Source organism: Paenibacillus sp. CMM36 (assembly GCF_053570945.1).
The window spans coordinates 1-24,999 of sequence record NZ_JBSEDY010000002.1 but is presented as its reverse complement, the minus strand read 5'-3'; the positions used below and the strand labels follow the sequence as shown (position 1 = coordinate 24,999).

General features: G+C 39.9%; 21 protein-coding genes and 1 rRNA gene. All 22 read left to right on the top strand.

The window, feature by feature from the left end:
- The first annotated feature begins 6 nt into the window (after positions 1–6).
- A complete protein-coding gene (locus tag ACWA2B_RS04215) occupies positions 7–798 on the top strand; it encodes an ABC transporter permease (RefSeq protein ID WP_449291730.1) in 792 nt (263 codons plus the stop codon).
- A 25-nt stretch (positions 799–823) separates the two neighbouring features.
- Positions 824–2,113, top strand: coding sequence for an ABC transporter ATP-binding protein (locus ACWA2B_RS04210; RefSeq protein ID WP_080658543.1), 1,290 nt, complete (start codon positions 824–826; stop codon positions 2,111–2,113).
- Entirely contained in the window at positions 2,106–3,011 is a 906-nt protein-coding gene (locus tag ACWA2B_RS04205; protein ID WP_029514525.1) for a class I SAM-dependent methyltransferase, read from the top strand. The genes ACWA2B_RS04210 and ACWA2B_RS04205 overlap by 8 nt, the downstream gene beginning before the upstream one ends.
- A 21-nt stretch (positions 3,012–3,032) precedes the next feature.
- On the top strand, positions 3,033–4,562 hold the full coding sequence (locus ACWA2B_RS04200; RefSeq protein ID WP_449291729.1) for a coiled-coil domain-containing protein: 1,530 nt from the start codon (positions 3,033–3,035) through the stop codon (positions 4,560–4,562).
- 38 nt (positions 4,563–4,600) lie between these two features.
- Positions 4,601–6,829 carry a glycoside hydrolase family 99-like domain-containing protein gene (locus ACWA2B_RS04195; protein WP_161626954.1) on the top strand — a complete coding sequence of 743 codons (2,229 nt, stop codon included), beginning with the start codon at positions 4,601–4,603 and terminating at the stop codon, positions 6,827–6,829.
- A gap of 17 nt (positions 6,830–6,846) precedes the next feature.
- Positions 6,847–7,794, top strand: a complete 948-nt coding sequence (locus ACWA2B_RS04190; protein WP_029514522.1) for a glycosyltransferase family 2 protein — start codon at positions 6,847–6,849, stop codon at positions 7,792–7,794.
- 21 nt (positions 7,795–7,815) lie between these two features.
- Entirely contained in the window at positions 7,816–8,559 is a 744-nt protein-coding gene (locus tag ACWA2B_RS04185) for a sugar phosphate nucleotidyltransferase (RefSeq protein ID WP_029514521.1), read from the top strand.
- A 13-nt stretch (positions 8,560–8,572) separates the two neighbouring features.
- Entirely contained in the window at positions 8,573–9,112 is a 540-nt protein-coding gene (rfbC, locus tag ACWA2B_RS04180; protein ID WP_029514520.1) for a dTDP-4-dehydrorhamnose 3,5-epimerase, read from the top strand.
- 43 nt (positions 9,113–9,155) lie between these two features.
- Positions 9,156–11,258 (top strand): DUF3329 domain-containing protein, encoded by a 2,103-nt coding sequence (locus ACWA2B_RS04175; RefSeq protein WP_029514519.1) that lies wholly within the window; start codon positions 9,156–9,158, stop codon positions 11,256–11,258.
- Between the two features lie 35 nt (positions 11,259–11,293).
- On the top strand, positions 11,294–12,175 hold the full coding sequence (locus tag ACWA2B_RS04170) for a glycosyltransferase family 2 protein (protein ID WP_449291728.1): 882 nt from the start codon (positions 11,294–11,296) through the stop codon (positions 12,173–12,175).
- An 87-nt stretch (positions 12,176–12,262) separates the two neighbouring features.
- Positions 12,263–12,694: a GtrA family protein gene (locus ACWA2B_RS04165; RefSeq protein WP_029514517.1), complete on the top strand. Its 432-nt coding sequence runs from the start codon at positions 12,263–12,265 to the stop codon at positions 12,692–12,694.
- Positions 12,695–12,709: 15 nt separating this feature from the next.
- Positions 12,710–13,729 (top strand): dTDP-glucose 4,6-dehydratase, encoded by a 1,020-nt coding sequence (gene rfbB / locus ACWA2B_RS04160; protein WP_029514516.1) that lies wholly within the window; start codon positions 12,710–12,712, stop codon positions 13,727–13,729.
- Between the two features lies 1 nt (position 13,730).
- Complete coding sequence (gene rfbD / locus ACWA2B_RS04155) at positions 13,731–14,606, top strand: dTDP-4-dehydrorhamnose reductase (protein WP_449291727.1); 876 nt, start codon at positions 13,731–13,733, stop codon at positions 14,604–14,606.
- Between the two features lie 128 nt (positions 14,607–14,734).
- Complete coding sequence (locus tag ACWA2B_RS04150; RefSeq protein WP_029514514.1) at positions 14,735–14,971, top strand: glycosyltransferase family protein; 237 nt, start codon at positions 14,735–14,737, stop codon at positions 14,969–14,971.
- A gap of 242 nt (positions 14,972–15,213) precedes the next feature.
- The gene (locus ACWA2B_RS04145) at positions 15,214–15,306 is read left to right on the top strand and encodes a putative holin-like toxin (protein WP_219727884.1); all 93 of its coding nucleotides are present in this window, start codon (positions 15,214–15,216) and stop codon (positions 15,304–15,306) included.
- Positions 15,307–15,678: 372 nt separating this feature from the next.
- Complete coding sequence (locus ACWA2B_RS04140) at positions 15,679–16,587, top strand: glycosyltransferase family 2 protein (RefSeq protein ID WP_029514513.1); 909 nt, start codon at positions 15,679–15,681, stop codon at positions 16,585–16,587.
- Entirely contained in the window at positions 16,584–17,984 is a 1,401-nt protein-coding gene (locus tag ACWA2B_RS04135; RefSeq protein WP_039271378.1) for an undecaprenyl-phosphate glucose phosphotransferase, read from the top strand. The genes ACWA2B_RS04140 and ACWA2B_RS04135 overlap by 4 nt, the downstream gene beginning before the upstream one ends.
- A 106-nt stretch (positions 17,985–18,090) precedes the next feature.
- Positions 18,091–18,963, top strand: a complete 873-nt coding sequence (locus ACWA2B_RS04130; RefSeq protein WP_342434526.1) for a phosphatidylinositol-specific phospholipase C/glycerophosphodiester phosphodiesterase family protein — start codon at positions 18,091–18,093, stop codon at positions 18,961–18,963.
- 126 nt (positions 18,964–19,089) lie between these two features.
- Positions 19,090–19,800 (top strand): heptaprenylglyceryl phosphate synthase, encoded by a 711-nt coding sequence (locus ACWA2B_RS04125; protein WP_069010718.1) that lies wholly within the window; start codon positions 19,090–19,092, stop codon positions 19,798–19,800.
- A gap of 41 nt (positions 19,801–19,841) precedes the next feature.
- Positions 19,842–22,166, top strand: a complete 2,325-nt coding sequence (pcrA, locus tag ACWA2B_RS04120) for a DNA helicase PcrA (protein ID WP_029514509.1) — start codon at positions 19,842–19,844, stop codon at positions 22,164–22,166.
- A gap of 88 nt (positions 22,167–22,254) precedes the next feature.
- Positions 22,255–24,270, top strand: coding sequence for an NAD-dependent DNA ligase LigA (gene ligA / locus ACWA2B_RS04115; RefSeq protein WP_029514508.1), 2,016 nt, complete (start codon positions 22,255–22,257; stop codon positions 24,268–24,270).
- Positions 24,271–24,650: 380 nt separating this feature from the next.
- Positions 24,651–24,999: ribosomal RNA gene (locus ACWA2B_RS04110) — 16S ribosomal RNA — on the top strand; the annotation flags it as partial.

Below are 24,999 nucleotides of genomic sequence, written 5' to 3'. Positions count from 1 at the left end.
TGAGCAGTGAGCTATTTGAAAGAGTACATTTCTAAAAGAAGACTGATTATAGATCTATCAAAAAATGATTTTAACAAAAGATTTAAGGGGTCCTACTTTGGAGCTATTTGGGCATTTGTAAATCCAGTTATAACAATTTTGCTGTATTGGTTTGTTTTTGCAATTGGATTTAGAAGCGGTAGTACACCGGAGGGATACCCCTTTGTATTATGGCTGATCTGTGGAATGGTGCCGTGGTTCTTTTTTTCAGAAGCCTTTATGAATGCAACATTGAGTTTTTCCGAGTATAGCTTTTTAGTCAAGAAAGTAGTATTTAAAATTAGTATACTCCCAATTATAAAAATCTTTTCGGCTCTATTTATACATTTATTTTTTATTGTATTTTTTATAGCTATTTTATTTATTTACGGAGTTATGCCAACTTTATCATGGTTGCAATTAATATATTACGTTGTCTGTACAATTGTTTTACTATTAGGTGTAACCTTTATAACCGCGTCAATACTGCCGTTTTTTAAAGATATTGCACAAATCGTTTCTGTGATAATACAAATTGGTTTTTGGCTAACTCCTATTGTGTGGAGCTTGGATATTGCTCCAGCCAACTATCAATTCCTGTTTAAGTTAAATCCTTTCTACTATATTACTGAAGGATTTAGAGACACCTTTTTGTATAACAATTGGTTCTGGGAAAAACCCTTTCAAACTCTTTATTTTTGGATTGTTTGCGTAATTTTCCTTTCAGTAGGCTTAGTCATATTTAAGAAATTAAAACCTCATTTTGCAGATGTTTTATAAAATGATTTGTGTAGGAGATACTATGATGACCCCAATAATAGATGTAAAAGAACTGACGAAAATATACAAGTTATACTCTAATCCCTCAGATCGGTTAAAAGAGTCGCTTCATCCAATGAAAAAAAGTTATCATAAAGAATTTTTTGCTTTGAATAACCTTTCATTTCAAATTAATAAAGGTGAATCAGTAGGGATTATCGGTAAAAATGGATCAGGGAAATCCACTTTGCTGAAAATTGTAACAGGTGTGTTATCGCCTACTACTGGAGACGTCCAGGTTCGTGGGAAAATATCTGCTTTGTTAGAGCTAGGTGCAGGATTCAATCCGGATTTTTCAGGGATCGAAAATGTGTATTTGAATGGTACTATGATGGGATTCAGTAAAGAAGAAATGGATGCTAAAATGGATGATATTATTCAGTTTGCGGATATCGGTGATTTTATTTACCAGCCTGTCAGAACCTATTCTAGTGGAATGTTTGTTAGGTTAGCCTTTGCGGTTGCGATTAATGTTGAACCGGAAATCCTTATTGTGGATGAGGCATTGTCTGTGGGGGATATTTTTTTTCAAGCAAAGTGTTTTAAAAAATTTTCAGAGTTTAAAGAGCAAGGTAAAACAATTCTCTTTGTTACTCATGATATGAGCAGCATTATGAAATACTGTGAACGTGTAATTGTAATGAACGAAGGCGAAATTGTTGAAGAAGGTCTACCTGGCCCTATGATTGATATATATAAGAAAATATTAGTTGGTATGTATGATACCAATAATAGTAGTGAATCTTCATTATCTAAACATAGTGGGGATAATAACGAAATATGGAAAGATAAACTTAACATTAATCCAGGTTATTCGGAATATGGTGACAAACGAGCTGAAATTTTAGATTTCGCCATTTTTGATCACAATAATGATTTAACGAATGTAGTTTTGAAAGGAAAGTTTTTTAAAATTAAAATGAGAATTCGCTTCAATAACGACATAAGAGATCCTATTTTTGCCTTTAGCATCAAGGATGCGAGAGGAACGGAAATAACAGGCACGAATACAATGTTAGAATCTGTAAACATTGACAAGGTAGTACCTGAGAAAATTATCGAAATTAGTTTCACCCAAAACAATGATCTTCAAGGTGGAGACTACTTAATTTCATTAGGTTGCACGTGCTATGAAGGGAATGACTTTGTTGTTTTTCATAGATTGTACGATATTATGAATCTTCACGTTATATCTAATAAGAATAGTGTGGGCTTCTTTGATATGAACTCAACGATCCTCATTTCAGATTTCGAAAGGAAGGGGCAAGATGATTGAGTATATTGGAAGTGTGAAAATGAACTATAGTTATTATAATGGCGAAGATAGCTATTCGGATGGAAAAATAGAAGATGAACTATTGGACATGTTGTATAATGGCCGCGATTTAGGTCAAGTTCTTCGAGAAGATAACCGATGGCCGATTTTGTATCATTTTTCTCCTACTCGTCACAATCTATTAGAGTGGTATCAATTTAGACCGGAAAGTGAAATTTTAGAAATAGGTGCAGGTTGTGGAGCTTTAACAGGTCTGCTATGTGACAATTCAAAGAGTGTTACATGCATAGAATTATCAAAGAAACGTGCGTTGATTAACGCGAATCGTCACACAGACAAGAGTAATCTCGAAATTGTGATAGGGAATTTAAATGATATTAAACTCGATAAAAAATTTGATTATATTACTTTAATAGGTGTTTTGGAGTACGCAGCTTTATATACGGAAACTAACTCACCCTACGTTACGTTTTTGAAGAATATTAAAAAATTCCTTAAAAGGGATGGTGTTCTTATTATAGCCATCGAAAATAAATTAGGTCTTAAATATTGGGCAGGAAGTCGTGAAGATCATACAGGTGATTTTTTTGACAGTCTTCAAAATTATCCTTCAAACAGGGGGATGGCCACTTTCTCAAAGTTGGAAATAGAAAAATTGATTTATAATTCGGGATTTGGTGAAATGAAATTTTATTATCCGTTTCCTGATTATAAGATGCCTACACAACTCTATTCAGATAAGCGACTGCCTTGTGTGGGTGAATTAAGGAGCAGAAATACTAATTACGACCAAAATAGAGTGGTGCTGTTTGATGAGGAATCGGTCACGGACAACATCATCAATAACCAGCTATTTTCTACTTTTTCAAACTCATTTCTCGTTTTTTGTTCAAGTTAAATGAGGAGAGGAGGTTAAGATATGGAAACTATTTATTCAAAATATAGTCGCGAACGTGCTCCTGAATATCAAATAAAAACAAGTATACATCAAGATGAATTTATGTATGTTTCCAAAACTGCATTAACAGATCGAGCAGTGGATCATATTAAGCGGATTTATTCAAACTATGAGTTACTTAAAGGTGTATACCAGCCTAGTAAACTTGTCAAACCGATTTCTTATGAGAAGGGGTCAGTGCTATTTGAGTACTTAGAAGGTAAAAGCCTGGACCAACTGATTCTTGAAGCAGTGATAAATAAGCAAAGAGATCTAGTATATGAAATACTGGGTTTGTTTACTGATTTCTTGGAGACCGTTGCAGAAGGTCATTATTGTGAATTTAGTAATACACCCGAGTTTATCAGTGTGTTTGGAGAAAAAAGTAAACTATTAGGTTTGAATAGTTTTACCATTGCTAACATTGATCTTAATCTGGATAACATACTTTTGGGTGATGATAACCAGCTTAGTATCATTGATTACGAGTGGGTATATCTGTTTCCGATTCCTCTAAATTTCATTAAGTTTAGAGCGATTAATAGTTTCTATTATTCACATTATGCGAGCTTGCAGAGCTTTATTTCCATTGAGGATATGTTTTCCTATGTCGGGGTCTCACAGGGGGAGATTCCAGATTACATTGATATGGCTAATAAATTCGCAGATAGGGTCGGAACTGAAAAAGAACTGCTATTTTTGCAAAAGTATTTAAAAAAGGCAGTCCAATTCAAGTTTATCGAACCAGCAGAATATACAGCTCAAATTTTTATAAGTGCAAATCAAGAACTTACTGAAGATAAAAGCATGTATTTTGAGATAGCAGAACCCGATCAGACGATTGCTTGTGATTTAACCCAGAAGGGTCAGATTAGTTGTGTCCGATTTGATCCAATGGAAGGCAGAGGAATTGTACGTATTGGGGAAGCGAGATTAATAGATCTTGAAGATAACATAGTACAAATTAGAGAATTCTCTTCAAATGCTGATTGGGCAGGTGGCGGATACTATGTTTTTCTTGATGATGACCCGCAAATATATTACCAGGTAGAAAAAAAGGAATATAAAAGGATAGAGCTTTCAATTGTCTATATTGAGGAATTCCCAGAAGGTTTAATGAAGGAAGTTCAAAAGAAAAATAACTTACTTCAGAATGAGATTTTAATAAATCAGAGCAATTTGTCCGCTCAAGAAGAAAAAATCAGTGAGTTGGTAGTTGAGAAAAATGAGCTTCTAGACACTTTAGAAGAAATGGGTCTGAACTTAAGTATTGTAAAAGAAAATCTTAGTGACAAACTAGAAAAAATTAATGTTTTAAATCATAAATTGGATTCGTCAAATCAGGAAATAAGCTCATTGCATCAAGAAATTCATGGATTACAACGGCAAATGCAAGAACTAACATGTTTGTTGACAAGCAGAGAGCAAACTATAAATGATATGACAAGCACAAGATGGTGGAAAATTCGTCTTTTTTACAAAAAAATCTTTCGGAAAAGCGTGGATAAATAATAAATTTTATATTTTAAGGAATGATTTAATTGAGAGAAATGGAAGTCGTTAATTTATTAGATATCAATAAAAGTGGGGATAAATGGGAAAGTTTTGGTAATGACCCTCAGATTTATTTGAAGGGTTCGTTTAAAAAAGGTTGGTATAAGATTAATTGTGAAGGTTCTTCGGAATCATTGAGGTTTCTTAAGCTGTATATTGACTATGGGGCCGGTTTTAGTGAAGATAATTCTTGCATCATCGGAAAGCTAGATCGTCAGAATTCGAATGGCAGGCCTTTTGAGTTTAAGCAAGATGTAGTGTCTCTGAGACTGGATCCTGGTGACTCTCCCGGCGTATTTTACATACAACGGATTGTTATAGAGAAGGTTGGAGTGCTTTCGATCTTAAATCAGGCTTTTCACAGCTACAAAGAATTAAATTCGGGAAATAACTCCAATTTGTTTGTTAAAATGTTTAAAAAATGGAGGCAAAACGGATTTAAATGGATGTGGAATAGAGCTATCACATTGATGGCAAATAGGAATGATAATCAGGTTGGGAGATTTGAACCATACACGTATAAGGAAGGCACCCAAATTACCAACGTTCAATACCCTGTCAGACATTTGTTCTCTATCATTATTCCCGTGTACAAATTAAATCAGGCCTATCTGGAGTTTTGTTTAAGTTCTTTAACTAGCCAAACGTATTCCAATTTTGAAGTAATTATAATTTCAAGGGAAGAGATTGTTGAAAATCAATTTACGAGTGGCTTTGATTTGAGCAAGGTTCAGTTTATTCATACTGCTAATAGTATGTTTTTAGATATGGTGAGAGAGGCTAGTAAGATTGCACAAGGGGATTATATTACGGTATTGGAACAAGAGGATTTTCTATCTATTAATACATTACACCATTTGGCTTTAAATTCTATAGATAGTGAAGACTTGATTTTTACAAATGAAGACAGATTCCTTGATAACGGGGATCATTTTGCTCCTTTCTATAAAGAGGAACATTTAACTTCCGTAAAGTTAAATTATAAGGTAGCTGGATCATTTATTGTGGTTCAGTCCACACTTTTTAAAGAAAAGGTTTTGCTTGATGTTAAGGACTACGATTCTTTTATGGAAGAACTGGTTGCAAGCGCAATGAAAGTAAAACATATTTCTGAGTTTAGTTATCACAGAAGATCTACAGCATCCGCTTGGCCGGAAAATCAAAACAAAACAACAAATATTGTTTCTTTTTATTTACCACAGTTTCATGCAATTCCAGAGAATGATGAGTGGTGGGGAGAAGGGTTTACAGAGTGGAGAAATGTTCGTAAGGCGACACCTTTATTCAAGGAACATTATCAACCGCATGTTCCTTCAGATTTAGGATATTACAATTTGGTTGAGGATAGTGACATTCAGAAACGTCAAATAGAACTTGCTAAAAAATATGATATCTTTGGTTTTTGTTACTATTATTATTGGTTCGATGGCAAGAGGCTTTTAGAGAAGCCGATGAATGCTTTATTAGAAAATAAAGATTTGGATTTTCCTTTTTGTATTTGTTGGGCTAACGAGAGTTGGACAAGGCGATGGGATGGGCAAGAGAAAGAAATGCTTATGAAGCAAGTGCACGATGAAGACTCAGATAACAGATTTATTGAAGAAGTTATTCCTGTTTTAAAGGACAAAAGATATATCCGTATTGATGGTAAGGACCCCATATTGTTGATTTACAGAGCTGAATTGTTTCCTAATCTGAAAGCAACAGTCCATACATGGAAAGAAAAGTGTAAAGAAGAAGGCATTCCAAATCTTCATGTATGCATGGTACAGTCCTTTGGTCAAGTAGATCCAACGATCTACGGTTGTGATTCTGCAGTCGAGTTCCCGCCGCATGGTGTTTATGCCAACGAAATTTCTAAAACTATGAATGAGCTGGTTTCTGACTTCTCAGGAAACATTTACGATTATCGAGAAGTGGTAGATCGTTCGCTTCAGAAAAAGAAGGCTGGGGATTTCACATGGTTTAGAGGTACTATGCTGAGCTGGGATAATACAGCAAGAAGAAAAAGTGCAGCTAATGTCTTTCACTATGCGAATCCTGTAGAGTATGAAAAATGGTTGGTAGGCCTGGTTGATTATACTCGGAGGTTTAGTCAAGATTCAGAACAAATGATTTTTGTTAACGCATGGAATGAATGGGCTGAAGGTACACATTTAGAGCCAGATCAAAAGTATGGGCATCAATATCTAGAGGTAACTAAGAGAGCATCCCGGATTCGATAATATTTGAGGAGAAAAATATGAATAATCAAGATACGCCTTTAGTTAGTGTTATTGTGCCGTCTTATAATTATGAAAAATATATTGAGGCTGCCTTAAAATCCATTTATGAGCAAACATACGATCTACTTGAATTGGTGGTGATTGATGACAACTCGAAAGATAACAGTTGTCATATCATAAATGAACTGATTTCTAGTGAAGCTTTTTTGGAAAGATTTAATAATCGCATAACATTCATTTCGCACGATCAAAATCAGGGTGCTCACAATTCAATTAATGAAGGTATAAGGGTCTCACAAGGAGAATATGTAACAATACTAAATGCAGATGACTTGTTTGAGTCAAATCGGATAACACAATTAATTAAACATTTATTCGGTTCTGATTCAGAGTTCGTTTTCTCGAGGATTAAAGTAATTGATGGAGAAGGAAATGATATTAGCACTGTATCCGACCAGGCTATAAGCTTCATTAATACTCAAAATTCGATAAAAAACTTTCCCAGTGTAGGGTGGTCTTTGATACCTCACAACACTGCTATTTCAACAGGAAATATATTATTCAGCAGAGACATTTTCGATAAGCTGAATGGATTCCGAAATTTGAAATATTGTCATGATTGGGACTTTGCTCTAAGGTGTTTGCTTTTATCAGAGCCCTTATTTGTTGAGACTACGTATTATTACTACCGCTTGCACGGCAATAATACTTTTTTGACATTAAATGACGTCGTAGACAAAGAAGTGAAGACAGTGCTTGGCTCCTATTTTAAATCGTGCAGAAAAAATAATGTTCTTAATAAATTGGCTCCTTCTCCTCAAAATTGGCCTGTACAATTCTTTGAGATACTTAAGAATTCGTCTATAATAAACTTTTGGTATTATTCTAGAACTATTGCAAACTCTTTTTTGCAATTTAAACAGAATCGGATGGATTACAAAGACATTAAAAAGAACATCAAATAACACTAAACCTAGGAGGCTATTATGAAAGGAATAATATTAGCAGGGGGAACTGGAACACGGTTATACCCATTAACAAAGGTTACAAATAAGCATCTTCTTCCGGTAGGAAAATATCCAATGATCTTTCATGCAGTATATAAGCTGAAACAAGCTGATATTCAGGACATCCTTATTGTCACAGGTAAAGAGCATATGGGCGATGTAGTGAACCTTTTAGGAAGTGGAAAGGAAATGGGAGTTACTTTTACCTATAAAGTGCAGGACGAAGCAGGCGGGATCGCCCAGGCATTGGATCTAGCAGAGCAATTTGTGGGAGACGATCAAATGCTTGTTATTCTAGGTGATAATGTATTCGAAGATGACATATCTCCATATGTTCAAAACTTCCGTAATCAAGTGTCAGGTGCTAAATTGCTTCTACAGCAGGTAGAAGATCCAAAACGCTTCGGTGTTGCAGAATTACAGGGAGATCGAATTGTTTCAATTGAGGAGAAGCCTCAAAAACCCAAAAGTGATTATGCGGTAACAGGTATTTATATGTTTGATCACAGCGTTTTTGAGATTGTTAAAACTCTCAAACCGTCAGCACGTGGTGAATTGGAAATCACGGATGTAAACAATGCATACATTGCAAAAGGTGAGCTAACATTCGACATTCTTCAAGGTTGGTGGACCGATGCAGGTACACATGTCTCCCTTGCTAAAGCCAATGAACTTGCCAAAGAAATAATATTCAGCGACGAGTTTGGGAGATTAAAATTATAAGGGGGTTAATTATATGAAAGTACATGAGTTAAAACTGAAGGGTGCTCTGCTTATTGAACCGGTGGTTCATGGGGATCACCGAGGTTTTTTTATGGAAAGTTACAATCAAAATGTGATGAACAGCTTAGGAATTAATTATGAATTCACTCAAGATAATCATTCATTATCTGCTGAACCAGGCGTCCTTCGTGGTTTGCACTATCAACTATCCCCCAAAGCTCAGACTAAATTAGTTCGTGTTGTTGCTGGTGCTATTTATGATGTCATTGTAGATATTCGACGTGATTCGAAAACATTTGGGCAATGGGTAGGAGTAATTCTCAGCCAATATAATAAGAAGCAATTATTGGTCCCAAAAGGATTTGCTCATGGTTTTTGCACATTAACACCAAACACGGAAGTCTTGTATAAAGTTGATGAATATTACTCTTCAGCACATGACCGAGGTATTTTGTGGAATGATCCTGCGCTCGGAATTGATTGGCCCGTATCTAAGCCTATACTATCTCAGAAAGATGAATGCCATCCTTTATTGGGAGCTGCTGAGATTTAAATTTCTTTGCTTCAAAATCGGAATATAGAGGATGAATTTATTTATGAAGTTGGAAATAAAAGTGGATGATAAGTATTTAAATATATACCGTTTAATTATCATCACTTTGGCCGTGAGCATGTATTTATACATGCTCAGAATTAATTATTTTGTGCCGTACTGGAATGATGAGTTTGCCTACAGCTTTATTATGGGCACAAATCAAAAGATTGAAAGTTTAACTGATATTTTTCAATCTCAAAATTATTTGTACCATAATTGGACCGGAAGAGTAATAGTACACTTTTTTGTACAATTATTTCTATGGTTAGGCAAAGATGTATTCAATATTGTAAATGCATTTTTTTATGTATTGTTGTTGTTTTTAATCTGCTCCTTCTCAAAAATAAGAAAATTTAACACTAGGGAAGATTTAGGTATTTTCTTACTCGTTTCTTTGATGTGCTGGTTTATGCTTCCTGTTTTGGGTCAAACAGCTTTTTGGTTAGCGGGTTCCGTGAACTATCTCTGGGCTACTGTTTTTATTTTAATATTTTTATTCCCATATAGATTTCTTATTGATAACAAATATGTACTAAAAAATAATTTAATAACAATACTGACAATGTTTTTTTTGGGTATTTTAGCAGGTTGGAGTCAAGAAAATACTGCTGTAATAGCAGTAGCATTTGTAGGGATTTCTTTTTTTATTGCTCTAAAGAAGAAAATTGAACTGCCTTTATGGTTTTTTAGTGGAATTATTGGCTGCCTTATAGGGTTTGTTTATTTGGTACTGGCTCCTGGAAACAAAGTCAGAAAAGAGACTATGTACTTTAACGTTGGTTTTAAAGATCAGATAATTAACTTTTTACAAACTATGAAAGGAATATTGTTGCAAGACCAGAGATATTTATTCCTAATACTTTTTGTAGCGATATTATTTTATGTTTACAAAAACTATAAAAGCTCTAAAAGGGTTCTCTGGATTGCTTTACTAATTATGTTCACAGGCTTCCTTTCTTATGTAGCAATGGTGGCTTCTCCCGAATTTCCTCTTCGTGCAGCTTTTGGTGGGGCTGTAATGATTATTATTTCAATAACTATGATAGTAAAACCGAACAAGAAGCTACTTGTTGTTGTGTTGGTTGCATCCATTATTCCTTTATACATTACAATGCATAATGTGTATACTCAATATAAATTAATTGCAGAGGAAAGTGCTCAAAGACTTCAAATCGTGAATAAGAATCTAGAACAGGGGGAAAGGGTTGTAAAACTTCCAAAGTTAACAGCCAAAGAGAATAGCTATGTTTTTATTTATGATATTTCTTTAAATCCGAGTTATACTTCCAATGATCATTTTGCAAAATATTATAATTTAGCATCTGTTAGCATTGACAAGCCAACGATGATAGTTGAGTTGGAGAAAGCAAAAGTTAATATGTACCAGCTATACTATGATATTGGTGATGGTATCAATGAAAAGGATTCATCAAAAGCATATATTTATAATCAAGCTGATGGGAATAGACTGTTCTTTGAACTGCCCAATAAGCCAATTTATAGTTTCAGATTAGATCCCGGTATTTTAACAAATCAGAATGTACAAATAAAGAGTATCGAATTCGATAATAATAATGTTCATCTGAAATATGATGCAAAAAAGTTGGAAAGTCTATTTTATCCACTTCATGATATTTCCAAGATAAAAGCAGAGAGTGGTATATTAAACATATACACTAATGGGTATGATCCGCAGTTGAAATTCATAAATGATTATACAGAAGATGTTGATATTCAGGTTGAGTTTAAGTATCCTCAAACTGATATTTTTCAACTGTTTTATGACAGGGGTAATGGCTTTAACGAAAAGGATTCCATCAGTCAGCAACTAGATCATAACAAAGTATTTAAAACTAGTATTCCATTAAATCATATTCAAAAGTTCAGATTTGACATAGGAACTACCCCTCATAAGTTAGTACCTATTAAATCAATTATTATTACAGAGAAAAATAAAAAAGCCTTGGTTCTTAAGGGGAGTGCGCTACGTAACAAAATCAAAGAAACTGCACAAGTTGAGTTAAAGGGTTTTGATGGTGATTCCACTAACTTATACACTGAAGGGGACGATCCGTATATTCAAGTTGGGGATTTAGATCACTAGAAGTAAGTAGGCTTGAATTAAGAGGGGATATAAGAATGAAATTTAAGATGTCATTAGTTGTACCTATGTATAATGAAATTGACAACATTGATTTTTTTTATGAACGCATTTCAGAAGTACTAAATAAGCATAACTATGATTATGAAATCATATGTATTAATGATGGTAGCAAAGACAATACTCATGCTAGATTAAGAGAAATTGCCTCTACTGATTACAGAATCAAGGTCATTGATTTGTCTAGAAATTTTGGTAAGGAAATTGCAATGAGTGCAGGTTTGAAATATTCTAAGGGGGATATAGTAATCCCTATAGATGCCGATTTGCAAGATCCACCTGAACTCATTCCCTTGATGGTTGAAAAGTGGCAAGAAGGATACGATGTTGTCTATGCAACAAGAACTAAAAGGGATGGAGAGACTTTCATAAAGAAAGCAACAGCCAGTTTTTTTTATAAATTTATAAGACGAATAACGAAAATAGATATTCCGGCCGATACTGGGGATTTTCGTTTGATGTCTAGACAAGTTGTTAATGCTGTAAATAACTTACCAGAAAGTCACCGATTTATGAAGGGGCTTTTTAGTTGGGTAGGATTTAAACAGACAAGTATATCGTATCTTCGGGATGCAAGATTTGCTGGGAAAACCAGTTTTAATTATTGGAAGTTATGGAATTTTGCTATTGAAGGGATTACATCTTTTAGCTTTGCTCCTCTACAACTTGCTATGTATTTAGGCTTCATTGTGTCAATTTTTGCATTGATCCGTGCACTTTTTTTTAATGATAAATACATTGATATATGGAAATCCGGTTCCTGGCTATCCATCTCTTATGGTTACTGTATTGTTTTTGGGGGGAGTTCAGTTAATTACAATTGGAATCATTGGAGAATATATTGGTCGTGTATATGGTGAGAGTAAACGTAGACCGCTATTTCTTGTAAGAGAAACTATAAATATTGAAATAGAAGCTCAGCAACAAGAAAAAGAGCCCTATAATTTATGAATATTATAAAAAGATTTGAGTTCCTGAGATTTCTTTTAGTAGGGGTTATTAATACTTTAATTGGTTTGTCTAGTATTTATCTTTTTTATAATTTATTTCATTTCAATTATTGGATTTCAACAAGTTGTGGAAATATAATTGGTGGAATTTGTAGTTTTTTTCTGAATAGGAATTTTACTTTCAAGGTGAATGAATGGTATTTAAGTCAGACTTTGAAATTTACCTTTGTAACTATACTTTCTTATGTAACCTCTTATTTCATAGGGTATTTTTTAATGCCATTATTGGAGTATATGGATAAATTATTGATTTTAAATGTTATAGGAGTTGGGAACGTTTCGATTTTAATTGCATCGGGTCTCTACACAGTGTTTAATTACTTTGGGCATAAGTACTATACGTTTAACACTAAAATAACGGATAATTAAATTTAGGAGGTCAGTATGAAACTTCTTGTCACCGGCGGGGCCGGATTTATAGGCAGTAACTTTGTATTGTATATGTTAAAACAGCATCCGGATTACGAAATAGTAAATATAGATGCTCTTACCTATGCAGGTAACCTGGAAAATTTGAAGTCCATTGAAAATAACCCCAAACATAGCTTCATCAAAGTAGATATTACCGACGCACAAGCCATCGACCAGCTGATGCAGCAGGGAATTGATGTGGTGGTTAATTTTGCAGCAGAGTCACATGTCGATCGGAGTATTCTGGAACCGGAAGTGTTTGTGAAAACAAACGTGTTGGGTACACAAGTGCTACTGGACGCAGCCAAGAAATATAACGTGACAAAGTTTGTACAGGTATCAACAGATGAGGTGTACGGTTCTCTCGGAGAAACAGGATTGTTTACGGAGGAAACTCCGTTGCAACCTAATAGTCCTTATTCTGCATCCAAGGCAGGCGGCGATTTGCTAGTTCGTGCATATCATGAAACCTTCGGTTTACCAGTAAATATCACGCGTTGTTCTAACAACTATGGTCCATATCAGTTTCCTGAGAAATTGATCCCGCTAATGATCTCCCGTGCACTGAGCGATCAACAGCTACCTGTATACGGGGATGGCTTGAACATTCGCGATTGGTTGTATGTAGAGGATCATTGCAGCGCCATTGATCTGGTCATTCATCAGGGTAAACTGGGTGAAGTATACAATATCGGGGGAAATAACGAGCGGACAAATGTGCATATCGTCAAAACGGTATTGGAGGAGCTGGGCAAGCCAGAATCTCTGATTTCGTATGTGCAGGATCGTCCAGGTCATGACCGCCGCTATGGGATTGATCCTACAAAGACCATGAATGAGCTGGGCTGGAAGCCAAAGCATTCTTTTGAAACCGGCATTAAAGAAACGATTCGCTGGTATTTGGACAACGAAGAATGGTGGACTCGCATTCAATCTGGTGAATATCAACAATACTATGCAAAGCAGTACGGTTCCCGCTTGGGGGATGTGTAGAATGAAGGTACTGGTCACTGGAGCATCCGGCCAACTTGGTAAAGACGTAGTAAAGGTTTTTCAAGAGCAAGGACATGATGTCCTTGGTTACGATCGGGAACAATTGGATATCACGGATTTGCAGCAGACTGTGAAAATTGTAGGACAATATCAACCTGATGTCGTAATCCACTGTGCAGCGTATACGGCTGTGGATGCAGCGGAGACCGATGTAGACGGGGCTTATCAAGTCAACGCGGCAGGTACACGTAATATGGCTCTGGCTGCGGAAAAGGTTGGAGCCAAGCTGGTTTATATCAGCACAGATTATGTGTTCGATGGAACGGCAAAACAGCCATATCATGAGTACGATAATACCAATCCACAGAGTATCTACGGAAAGTCCAAACGTGCGGGAGAAGTGTTGACCCAAACACTTTCCTCCAGGTACTTTATTGTTCGTACATCTTGGGTATATGGATTGCACGGGAACAATTTTGTGAAAACGATGCTGAAGCTTGGACAGGAGAAGCCGCTTCTCCAGGTAGTGAATGATCAGAAGGGTTCACCTACTTATACGGTGGATTTGGCACGTTTTTTGGCGGAATTGATGCAAACGGAGAAATATGGCGTATACCATGCATCCAATAGTGGTTTCTGTACTTGGCATGAATTTACGCAAGCTATTTTACAGGATGCGGCGGAAATATTAGATGCCAAGATCACAGCGAAATTGGAGCCATGCAGCACAGAGCAATTCCCCAGACCAGCAGCGCGGCCACGTAATTCTGTTATGGAGCATATAGCGATCCGGACAAATGGGTTACATGATTTACGTTCTTGGCGTGAGGGATTGCGGGATTTCTTAAAAGAGTATCTGGCAAGCTCGAGTAAGTAAAGGCACATTATATCTATAGCGATCTCCCATCATATCATGATTGGGAGATTTTATTATGTAGCCACATATGTCAATCAAGTTCAATGACATTCGATTATTACGCTTTTTGTGATCAGGATGATGTATGGATGCCGAATAAACTTGCTCAGGCAGCTGACATCCCCCGACCTGTATCCTTCTATAATGCTCTCATTGAGAATGTATGTGCAGGTTGTACTGTGGTGATCAATAAAGAAACACTCCAACTCGTGAAAAAGAGAATTCCGACTTCTTTGGATAACATTATCATGCATGACTGGTGGATTTACTTATGCACCTCCTCTTTTGGTGAGGTTGTTTTTGGCCCCAAGCCGTCCATTTTATAGACAGTCACGGTTGGACAACTGGATTTATAAGTTGGTTTTCGTATTGAGGAAGTTATAGAGGTATGGAAAGAAAAATATTGAAACTTTTTTCCATATATAAGCGTCAAATAGTCAAAGGTGCAAATGAATACTAGATAAAATACCATCGAATGCGTGTTCCTTTATGGAAAAATATAGTATAATTGAAACGTGCAACCGATAGAGCTGGCAAGGGCGGTCGGCTAACTCTCCCGAGGAGGGGGGTGAAGCCTGTGACAGTGTTTGAGGCGCTCAGTTTAATGCTGACGTTCGGGGCGTTAATCGTCACACTGTTAGAGTTTAACAAACGAAAATAGACCGCCCCCGCAAGGAAGGGTCTATTTTCGGCCTGATTGTTCCAAAACCGTCCGCTCTTGGAGCGTTGGTTGCGCAGGGGCTGGCTGGCACCAGCCCTTTTTCCATGTATATCTTACCACGATGAATTTTAGACCTCAACCGAGGATTTTACAAAAATCTAATAAACGACTTCCAATGAACAATATATAGATCGAAATGATTTCGTTTGTCTATATTTGCGCTTTGGAGTGACAGGAATCGAATTTTGCATAATCCTTCTAAACTATGTAAGGTTACAAGTTATGTGCTTTTTTGCGCCCCGTGGTCTGCGCGGTATGCTATAATAGGCGATAGTAGAATAGATTACTGAATTTGTCAGGAGCGTTTTAAATATGGATGTAAGCATACTGGTCGTCAACTATAATACGTGTCAATTGACGCTGGATTGTTTGCAGTCGGTGTATGCGTCCGAGACGCAATACCGATATGAAGTGATTGTTATTGATAATCACTCCAGTGACGGATCTGTTGAGGCTATTCGTGCTGCATACCCGGAGATTATGTTGATAGCCAATGAGGATAATACAGGTTTTGCCAAGGCAAACAATCAGGGAATGGAAGTAGCCGGCGGACGTTATATATTGCTATTGAATTCCGATACGCTGGTGCAGCCGGACACACTGGATACGATGATTCCGTTTATGGATACGCATCCGGAGATGGGAGCATCGGGCTGTAAGGTCATCCTGCCGGATGGTTCGCTGGATAAGGCATGCAAGCGTGGATTTCCAACGCCGTCAGCTTCTTTTTACTACGCTTTCGGCTGGTCGAAGCGTTACCCGGATAGCCCGAAGTACAATCAATATCAGCTTGGGCATCTAAGCCCGGATGATGAGTATCCAGTAGATGTACTGGTAGGTGCTTTTATGCTAGTACGCCGGGAGACGATTGACCAGGTCGGGGGGTTGGACGAAACCTTTTTTATGTATGGTGAGGATATTGACTGGTGCTACCGGATTAAGCAAGCCGGGTGGGGCATTTACTACTACCCGCGCACATATATTATTCATATCAAAGGGGGCAGCGCTCGCCGCCGTCCTTTGAAAATTATTTATGAGTTTCATAGAGCTATGTGGGTATTTCATCGTAAGCATTATAAACAGCAATACAGTTGGATCACCAATATGGCTGTATATGCGGGGATTGCCGTGAAATTTGGAATGGCTTTCCTGAAAAATAAGTTGTCCGCACCGGTCAAGCCGGACGGCGGGGAACAATCTCATACTGAGGTGAAAGCATGATACGCAGAAATCAGCGTTTTTTAACCCAATTATATATTGTGGCGGATTTCGCGGTCATTCAGTTGTCCTTTCTGATCGCTTGGTTTTTCAAATTTGAAAGTGAATGGATCACCTATACAGAACCGCTTCCTATTCAAGTATATGGAGGCTGGAGCTTAATCTACGGCCTGATTGCCGTAGTGCTGGGGATGTTATTTTCGCTCTATTCGCCCAAACGCAAAAAACGATTTGCAGATGATGTATTTCGCGTCACCCAGATTCATATCGTTGGACTGTTCGTGCTGTTGAGTGTGATGTTCTTCGTGAAACAAATTGATATCTCGCGGTCCTATCTGGCAATCTATATGGTTGGAAACGTGCTGCTTATTTTGTTTTATCGATTTTTCTTGAAGCAAGTTCTTAAAGCTCTCCGTCAAAAAGGGTACAACAAACAATTCATGCTTATTCTTGGGGCGGGTACTCTAGGCCAGCGATTTTATCATAACCTTGGACAGTATCCTGATCTGGGATACGAGGTAGTGGGTTTTCTGGATGATAAGCGGCATTGGAGTGAAGAGGAAGAGGCGCATTTCCGCCCGATTCTTGGAGGCTTAGATCAATTGGAGGCTACGCTGTCGCGTCTGATGATTGACGAGGTCATTCTGGCGCTGCCGCTGGATGCTCATGATAAGTACCCCAAGATTATCAACATGTGTGAAAAGGCTGGAGTGCGCACGCTTATAATCCCCGACTTTTTCGATTATTTGCCGGCTCGCCCGTACTTTGATAACTTTGCAGGTATGCCGATGATCAATGTGCGGGATATTCCACTGGATGTAGCGGGGAATCGATTGTTTAAGCGCCTATTCGATATTTTATTCTCTTTATTCGCGATTCTCCTGACCTCTCCGATCATGCTAGCAGTAGCGATTGGTGTGATGATTACATCCAGAGGGCCAATCATTTTTAAGCAGGAGCGGGTAGGCTTGAACCGTCGCACCTTCCGAATGTACAAATTTCGTTCGATGAAGGTGCTGCCTCCTGGAACTGAAGATACGGGCTGGACGACTGCTAATGACCCAAGACGCACACGTTTTGGTACTTTTATTCGTAAAACGAGTCTCGACGAGCTGCCTCAATTTTTCAACGTTCTGCTGGGTGATATGAGTGTCGTTGGTCCACGCCCAGAACGCCCCTATTATGTGGATCAGTTCCGTGAGGAAATTCCAAAATACATGGTGAAGCATCATGTTCGTCCTGGAATCACAGGCTGGGCACAGAGCAACGGGTTGCGTGGAGATACATCTATTGAGGAACGGATTAAGCATGACATCTTCTATATTGAGAACTGGTCGCTCTTATTCGATATTAAAATTATTTTCCGCACGATTCGCAACGGTTTCAAGAACGCATATTAATACAAAAGCACCCTTCGGTTTAGCCGGAGGGTGTTTTTGCGTCTGGCAGTTGTTTTGAGCATGCGTATGTGGGGTATTGACCTGTACGAAAAGGATGTGACACCCCATGAAACGATTGATTGTTTCGGTTATTCTTTTAATGTTAATCGGCACATTTTTACTGGCATACAAAGGAAAATCTACAGAAGAACATACTGGCTTTACCATGCACCGTGTGATTTCGCATGCCATGGGAGCCGTTGATGGTTTGGCCTATACTAATGCGCGTGAAGCGTTTGTGGAAAATTATAAAAAAGGCAGCCGCGTATTCGAGGTCGACCTGATGTTTACATCGGATGGACAATTGGTGGCGCGCCATGAATGGACAGAATCTTTTACAGTGCAAATGCAACAGGAACATGCAGTTGCTACGGAACAGGGCGGAAAACCTTGGAGCTATCATCAATTCAAGAACACCCCCATACACGGTTCCTATACCCCAGTAGATTGGAAGGATGTATTGGATTTATTGGAAACATACCCGGATGCTTATATTGTGACCGATACGAAAGAACAGGACCCTGCCCAAATCAAACAGTTGTTTGCGCAACTGACCCGTCAGGCACAGGAGAAAAATCCCGAGCTTTTGTCCCGTATTGTTCCTCAAATTTATAATGAAGAAATGTTGCGAACGTTACGAAGTATTTATCCTTACCCATCCATTATTTATACGCTCTATGCCACAGAAGATAAGGACGACCAGATCATTCGATTTGTACAACAAAATGATATAACGGCAGTAACTTTACCAGAGAATCGGGTGAGTGGTGCTTTAGTGGAAAGTTTGCGTCAGGCAGGAGCGGTATGCTACGTAAATACCATTAATGAGTTGAAGGATGCGGCTGAGTATGAACAGATGGGTGTGCAAGGTTTCTATACAGATATTTTAACGGAAAAAGAACTTAGTAAACGTAGTTGGTTGTATGCGCTACGCCCCTAAGCTGTCTGAACGGGGTGTTCCCATTTGATACGAACATTGACACCTTTTAAGCACTGTCATAGACTTAGCATAGAACGCTTTTGGATATTGGAATTCGGTTCGACTGGATCATGACAAAAGCAATGGATGCTGGAGGAATGTGTGTTGGCAGATTCAATTCAATCATGGAGGCATGTGTTTAAGCTTGATCCTGAAAAGGAACTGGATGATGAGGCACTTGACGCCGTGTGTATGTCTGGTACGGATGCGATTATGGTAGGAGGTTCATCAGGTATTACCTACGAAAATACGGTGGATTTGCTGTCGAGGGTTCGACGTTATGAGGTGCCGTGTGTGCTTGAGGTGTCCGATCTGGAAGCTGTAGTACCAGGGTTTGATCTATATATGATTCCTATGGTACTGAATACCGCTGACAGTAATTGGATTCTAGGACAGCACCAACGTGCGATTGAACAGTTTGGTTATATGATCCCTTGGGATTTGCTTGTGACGGAAGGATATATTGTTTTGAACGGTGATTCTACAGTCGCTAAGCTTACCGGAGCAGATACTTCGCTGGATACTTCATCTGCCACCTCATATGCACAGATTGCTGACAAGCTCATGCATCTGCCGATTGTATATGTGGAATATAGCGGTGCTTTTGGGGATATGGAGCTGGTGCAAAAAATACATCGCAGTACAGAGCACTCTCGTGTCCTATACGGGGGAGGAATCGTGGATAAATCTACCGCGTTACAAGCGGCTGCCGTTTGTGACACCATTGTAGTAGGAAACATCATTTATCGTGACTTGGCGAAAGCGCTGGAGACGATAGCTGTGAAATTGGAAGTATAGAACGTGATTTTATGGAAGCTCAGGGAAAGGAGCATGCACGCATGCAATCAATAGATATACACGAGGCGGTAGCTCGCCTTAATCCGCCTCAGCGTCAGGCTGTGGAGGCGGTAGATGGTCCGCTGCTGATTATGGCTGGCGCAGGCAGTGGTAAAACACGGGTGCTCACGCACCGAATAGCCTACCTCATCGCAACCCGCAAGACGGCTCCATGGGGCATTTTGGCGATTACCTTTACGAACAAGGCCGCGCGTGAGATGCAGGATCGCGTATCCAAGCTGATTGGCCCACAGGGAAGAGATGTGTGGGTATCCACCTTCCACTCGATGTGTGTGCGTATTTTACGTCGGGATATCGAGCGGATTGGATTTACCTCGAATTTCAGCATTTTGGATTCTACGGATCAATTGTCTGTCATTCGGAGCTGCATGAAGGATCTGAATATAGACACCAAAAAATTTGAACCCAAAGCGGTTCAGTCTATGATGAGTACGGCAAAAAATGAACTGGTCACTCCCGAAATGTATGAGCGCAAGATTGGCGACTATTTTGAAGGGATTGTGGCGAAGGTATATACCAAGTACCAACAGCGGCTCAAAAACAACAACTCTCTTGATTTTGATGATTTGATCATGGCAACGATTCAGCTGTTTAAAGAAGTACCTGAGGTACTGGACTTCTACCAGAAGAAATTTCAATACATTCATGTTGATGAATATCAGGATACAAACCGTGCGCAGTACATGCTGTGCAAAATGCTGGCCGACAAGCATCACCGGATTTGCGTAGTAGGTGACAGTGACCAATCCATCTATCGGTGGCGAGGTGCCGATATTAGCAACATTTTGAATTTTGAAGAGGACTACCCGGAAGCGCGTACCATTTTGCTGGAGCAGAACTACCGGTCCACCTCGAATATTCTCAATGCTGCCAATGAAGTCATTGGTCAAAATACAGGCCGCAAGCCGAAAAAACTATGGACTGACAAAGAAGGTGGCGCCAAGATTAAGGTTTACCGTGCTGATTCTGAACATGATGAGGGCTACTTTATCGCCTCAGAAATTCATAAGAATATTAAAGCGGGCAAAACCTATAGCCATCATGCCATTTTGTACCGTACGAATGCTCAGTCTCGGGTTGTCGAGGAAATTCTGATTAAATCAGATATTCCTTATCAGATCGTGGGCGGTATCAAGTTCTATGATCGGAAGGAAATTAAGGATTTGCTGGCGTATCTTCGCCTGCTCTCCAATCCTGACGACGACATCAGTTTGATCCGAATCATTAATGTGCCAAAACGAAGCATCGGAGACACAACTGTCGGCAAATTGCAGGCAGCTGCAGCGGAACGTGGAGTTTCGATTTTCCGTGTCCTTCAAGTGGTAGATGATTTGGGCTTTGCAGGACGTACGCGCAATGCGTTGGTAGAGTTTTACGATATGATCGAAGGTTTAAGTCGTATGGTAGACTACCTGTCGGTTACAGAGTTAACAGAAAAAATGCTGGAAACCACCCAATATCGATTGGAACTGCAAAACGAGAATACACTCGAGTCACGCTCGCGTTTGGAGAATATTGATGAGTTCCTGTCGGTAACCATGGAATTTGAAAAAGGAGCGGAAGACAAGTCACTCGTCTCCTTCCTGACCGACCTTGCGCTGATTGCTGATATTGATTCCATGAATGACGACGAAGAAGAGCAAAGCGATGCGGTTGTATTGATGACCATGCATAGCGCCAAAGGTCTGGAGTTTCCCATTGTATTTATTGTCGGTATGGAGGAGGGAGTGTTCCCTCATAGTCGTGCCTTTCTGGATAACGAAGAACTGGAAGAAGAGCGCAGATTGGCGTATGTCGGCATAACCCGTGCAGAGGAGCAACTGTTCCTTACATGTGCACAGATGCGCACTTTGTTTGGACGCACCACGGCTAACCCGCCTTCCCGCTTTCTCGAAGAGATTCCAGACGAGTTAAAAGAGGATACGATCATCAAACGTGACCGCTACCGCCGTTCAGGCAATGTAGGCGGATCTTATGGTGGGCGCGGACTGAATAAAGGTAGTGGCAGCAACTTTGGTGGAGAACGCTCGTTTGATACGATGAGCCGCAGTGGTTCGTCCGCTTCCGCGTCACCCCGCGTAACCGTAACGACATCTTCATCCGCGAAACCGACTCCGGCTGCTTCGGCAGGAGGCCCCTCCATTTTTGCTGCTGGAGACAAGGTGCAGCATGGCAAATGGGGAATTGGAACCATTGTCGCAGTAAAAGGGACTGGTAATGATATGGAGCTTCAAATTGCTTTCCCGGCTCCAGTAGGGGTTAAACGACTGCTGGCTGGCTTTGCACCTATTACAAAAGTAGAATAAATCTCAAACATCACTAAATCTCGAACCTCATGAGTGGCAGTTTGGCTTAGCCTCTGCCCTGATGAAGTTCCCGGAGGGATACGCCTGCATGAACCCAATGCACAGGATGGAGCAGCTTGTTGCTGAACTGAACACATATAACTATCATTACTACACACTGGATGAACCCAAGATCAGCGACAAAGAATATGATGTGCTTTATGACGAGCTGGTAGCGCTCGAACAGACAAGCGGTCTTGTGCTGCCGGATTCGCCGACACAGCGTGTGGGCGGGGAGTTACTCAAAGGTTTCACACCACATCGCCACCTGGCTCCATTATGGAGCCTTGATAAAGCTCAGAATATGGAACAGCTGCGTGCATGGAACGCGCGTGTCGTGAAGCTGGTCAATGATTACAATACCAAGAACCCGGAGTCACCTTTGCCATCTCCAGGCTATGCCATAGAACTTAAATTCGATGGACTGACGCTAAACCTGACGTATACAGATGGACAGCTTGTACAGGCTTCTACCCGCGGTAATGGGGTGGTGGGTGAGGGAATACTGGCACAGGTAAAGACGATTAAATCCGTGCCACTTACAATTCCTTTTCGAAACGGAACCATTGAAGTACAGGGAGAAGGGATCATGAATCTCTCTGTATTGTCCAAATATAATGAGACTGCCGCGGACCCTCTTAAAAATGCACGCAACGCCGCAGCTGGTGCTTTGCGTAACTTGAATCCCAAAGTGACAGCAGAACGGCGATTGAATGCATTTTTCTACAATGTGGGATATGCAGACCGTATCCAGTTTAACAGCCACCAGGAAATGATGACTTTCCTGCGCGAAAATCATTTTAAGGTAAACCCTTACTTGACTTACTTTGATAATTTTGAAGATGTAATGGAGCAACTGATTGAGATCGAAGAGTCTCGTGCCGGATTGGATTACCTTATTGATGGGGCAGTATTGAAAATTACAGATATGCGCACACGTGAGGCTCTCGGGTATACCGATAAATTCCCACGCTGGGCGGTGGCATATAAGTTCGAAGCCGAGGAAACGACAACGGTGCTTAACTCGGTTGAGTGGAATGTAGGACGAACCGGTAAAATCACCCCACTCGCAAGGGTAGAGCCGGTAGAGCTGGCGGGAGTCACTGTACAAAATTGTACACTGAACAATGCTGGTGACATCGAGCGCAAAAACCTGAAGTTTGCTTTGGGTGCACGTGTGTTTATCCGTCGCTCAAACGATGTCATTCCGGAGATATTAGGAAAGGTAACGTCTGAGAACGACGGGGAGGAAATTGTCGTACCAGATCATTGTCCAGCCTGCGGGTTTCCGTTACAGCAGCGAGGTGCCCATTTGTTTTGCGACAATAAGCTGGGGTGTAAACCACAAATTGTAGCTCGTATTTCCCATTTTGCTTCACGTGATGCTATGGATATTGAGACATTCAGTGACAAAACGGCCATACAGCTGCATGACGAACTGGAAGTGCGCGAGCCTGCGGATTTGTATACACTCCAATATGATGATCTTGTGAAGCTGGAGCGGTTTGGTGAGAAAAAGGCCAGTAACCTCTTGGCGGCACTTGAAAAGAGTAAAGAGAGAGATTTGGCTTCTTTCCTTTATGCTCTGGGTATACCGAATACCGGTAAAGCAACAACACGCATGTTGGCTGAACACTACCGTGATTTGCACAAGACGATGTCCGCTACGGTGGAAGAACTGATAGAACTACCGGATGTGGGCGGGATTGTAGCCGAAAGCATTGTTGCTTTCTTTGCAGATCCATTTACTCAGGCGGGAATTGAAAAGATGCTGTCTCTAGGGGTGAAAGCTCAGGCCCCTGAAGCTCCGCAGGAGAAGAAGACAGACAGCTTTTTCAGCGGCAAAACGGTCGTGCTTACAGGTACCTTGCATCAGCTTACGCGTGACGAAGCTGCATCCAAGCTGGAGGCACTGGGAGCCAAAGTTGCGGGGTCTGTATCGAAAAAGACGGATCTAGTCATAGCTGGTGAAAAGGCTGGGAGTAAGCTGGCTAAGGCCCAACAGCTCGGAATTGACACCATAGAAGATGAGGATGAATTTATCAGACTGCTGGAACAAGAATAATAGTTTTGCAATGAGTGCAGTCATTCCGCTCTGGGGCGGGGTGGCTGCCTTATTATCTGTTGTATAGTAGGAAATAAAATAGATATAAATAAATGCTTGCTAAATAACTTTAGGCATGATATATTATTAGACGTTGCTTTGAGAGTATCATTTCTTGAAGCGAGGTTGCTGAAAAGATAATCGAAAAAAAAAGATTTGACAAGAAAGTAACTAACATGATATGATCTAATTCCTGGCTCGTTGAACGAACGAGAACAGACAAGTTCTTTGAAAACTGAACAAATGGATGATGAAACAAAGATTTCTTCTTTTATAAAGAAGGATCGCTAGCATTAAAAATGAGCTTATCGCTCTTTCTATAAACTAACTTCTGTTGGTCTTTAATGGAGAGTTTGATCCTGGCTCAGGACGAACGCTGGCGGCGTGCCTAATACATGCAAGTCGAGCGGGGTTGTTTAGAAGCTTGCTTCTAAACAACCTAGCGGCGGACGGGTGAGTAACACGTAGGCAACCTGCCCACAAGACAGGGATAACTACCGGAAACGGTAGCTAATACCCGATACATCCTTTTCCTGCATGGGCGAAGGAGGAAAGACGGAGCAATCTGTCACTTGTGGATGGGCCTGCGGCGCATTAGCTAGTTGGTGGGGTAAAGGCCTACCAAGGCGACGATGCGTAGCCGACCTGAGAGGGTGATCGGCCACACTGGGACTGAGACACGGCCCAGAC

Coding starts and splice junctions, on each gene's coding strand:
- ACWA2B_RS04190 (WP_029514522.1), top strand. CDS start 6,847: ATGAATAATCAAGATACGCCTTTAGTTAGTGTTATTGTGCCGTCTTAT.
- ACWA2B_RS04135 (WP_039271378.1), top strand. CDS start 16,584: ATGATACGCAGAAATCAGCGTTTTTTAACCCAATTATATATTGTGGCG.
- ligA (WP_029514508.1), top strand. CDS start 22,255: ATGAACCCAATGCACAGGATGGAGCAGCTTGTTGCTGAACTGAACACA.
- ACWA2B_RS04205 (WP_029514525.1), top strand. CDS start 2,106: ATGATTGAGTATATTGGAAGTGTGAAAATGAACTATAGTTATTATAAT.
- rfbB (WP_029514516.1), top strand. CDS start 12,710: ATGAAACTTCTTGTCACCGGCGGGGCCGGATTTATAGGCAGTAACTTT.
- pcrA (WP_029514509.1), top strand. CDS start 19,842: ATGCAATCAATAGATATACACGAGGCGGTAGCTCGCCTTAATCCGCCT.
- ACWA2B_RS04130 (WP_342434526.1), top strand. CDS start 18,091: ATGAAACGATTGATTGTTTCGGTTATTCTTTTAATGTTAATCGGCACA.
- rfbC (WP_029514520.1), top strand. CDS start 8,573: ATGAAAGTACATGAGTTAAAACTGAAGGGTGCTCTGCTTATTGAACCG.
- ACWA2B_RS04175 (WP_029514519.1), top strand. CDS start 9,156: ATGAAGTTGGAAATAAAAGTGGATGATAAGTATTTAAATATATACCGT.
- ACWA2B_RS04195 (WP_161626954.1), top strand. CDS start 4,601: ATGGAAGTCGTTAATTTATTAGATATCAATAAAAGTGGGGATAAATGG.
- ACWA2B_RS04165 (WP_029514517.1), top strand. CDS start 12,263: ATGAATATTATAAAAAGATTTGAGTTCCTGAGATTTCTTTTAGTAGGG.
- ACWA2B_RS04140 (WP_029514513.1), top strand. CDS start 15,679: ATGGATGTAAGCATACTGGTCGTCAACTATAATACGTGTCAATTGACG.
- ACWA2B_RS04150 (WP_029514514.1), top strand. CDS start 14,735: ATGCCGAATAAACTTGCTCAGGCAGCTGACATCCCCCGACCTGTATCC.
- ACWA2B_RS04125 (WP_069010718.1), top strand. CDS start 19,090: ATGCTGGAGGAATGTGTGTTGGCAGATTCAATTCAATCATGGAGGCAT.
- rfbD (WP_449291727.1), top strand. CDS start 13,731: ATGAAGGTACTGGTCACTGGAGCATCCGGCCAACTTGGTAAAGACGTA.
- ACWA2B_RS04200 (WP_449291729.1), top strand. CDS start 3,033: ATGGAAACTATTTATTCAAAATATAGTCGCGAACGTGCTCCTGAATAT.
- ACWA2B_RS04170 (WP_449291728.1), top strand. CDS start 11,294: ATGAAATTTAAGATGTCATTAGTTGTACCTATGTATAATGAAATTGAC.
- ACWA2B_RS04210 (WP_080658543.1), top strand. CDS start 824: ATGACCCCAATAATAGATGTAAAAGAACTGACGAAAATATACAAGTTA.
- ACWA2B_RS04185 (WP_029514521.1), top strand. CDS start 7,816: ATGAAAGGAATAATATTAGCAGGGGGAACTGGAACACGGTTATACCCA.